Genomic DNA, 1,139 nt, shown 5'->3' with positions numbered 1-1,139 from the left:
TTCATCTGGCTGCGCCGGATCGAGCCGGGCAACAATTCCGCCGCGGCAAACCGACTGCTCGACCGGCTTGAGTTCCTGCGTGCGATGAACCTCGATGCCGGCCTGCTCGGCGACGTCCCGCCGCATCGCGTCGCCCGGCTGCGCCGACAGGGCGAACGTTACTTCGCCGATGGCCTGCGTGATCTCGGCACCGACCGGCGTCGCGCCATCCTCACTGTCTGCATCATCGAGTGGGCCACCTCGACTGCGGATGCGGTGATCGAGACGCATGACCGGATCGTCGGGCGCACCTGGCGCGAGGCAAAACAGTTGCATGACGCACGTGCCGCGGAAACGAGAGGCGGGGTCACAGCGACGCTGGACGGCTTCGCCGCGCTCGGCCAATCGCTCATCGAAGCGCATGGCGACGGCGCGTCGCTGGAGGATGCGGTCGCGCGTGCGGCGGGATGGGCCCATCTCACCCGCCTCGTCGCGACGGCCAGGGTTCTGACGGACACGCTTGGCGATGATCCGCTGGCGCATGTCGATCAGGGGTATCACCGCTTCCGTCGCTATGCCCCGCGTATGCTGCGCTGCCTCCATCTCCAAGCCGCGTCGGTCGCGCGACCCTTGCTGGACGCGGTGATCGCCATCGCCACCAAAGACGCGCTCCCGGCGACCGACGATTTCCTGCGCCCACATTCCAAATGGCGGCGTCAATTGCGGGCGAAGGGCGACGATGATGCGCGCCTCCGAGAAGTCGCGGTCATGTTCCATCTGCGCGACGCGCTGCGTTCGGGTGACATCTGGCTCGACCGCTCGCACCGGTACGGTGACCTTCGCAACGTCCTCGTATCGATGGAAGTCGCGCATGCTGCGAAGCTGGCCGTACCGTCCGATCCGCATGTCTGGCTCGCGGACCGCAAGGCCCGTCTCGCCGATGGCCTCGCCCGGCTCGGTCGCGCCGCGCGCAACGGTACGATCCCGAAAGGCAGCATCGAGGACGGGACGCTGCGCATCGATCGCCTGACCGCCGATGCGCCGGACGGGATCGATGACCTGGTGCTGGACCTTTACCGTCGCCTGCCGCCCATCCGCATCACCGACCTGCTGCTCGAAGTGGACGCCGCGCTGGAGTTCACCGACGCCTTCACCCATCT

The 1,139-nt window shown here is 67.5% G+C and carries 1 pseudogene; it reads left to right on the top strand.

Features of this window, described 5'->3' with window-relative positions:
• Positions 1-1,139 (top strand): annotated as a pseudogene (locus tag AACY19_RS26545) (Tn3 family transposase); the annotation flags it as partial.

Origin of the sequence: Pseudomonas sp. EA_5y_Pfl2_R50 (assembly GCF_963970475.1) — a bacterium.
In the GTDB taxonomy this organism is placed as follows: Bacteria; Pseudomonadota; Gammaproteobacteria; order Pseudomonadales; family Pseudomonadaceae; genus Aquipseudomonas.
This window is presented reverse-complemented; position numbering and strand designations above follow the sequence as displayed.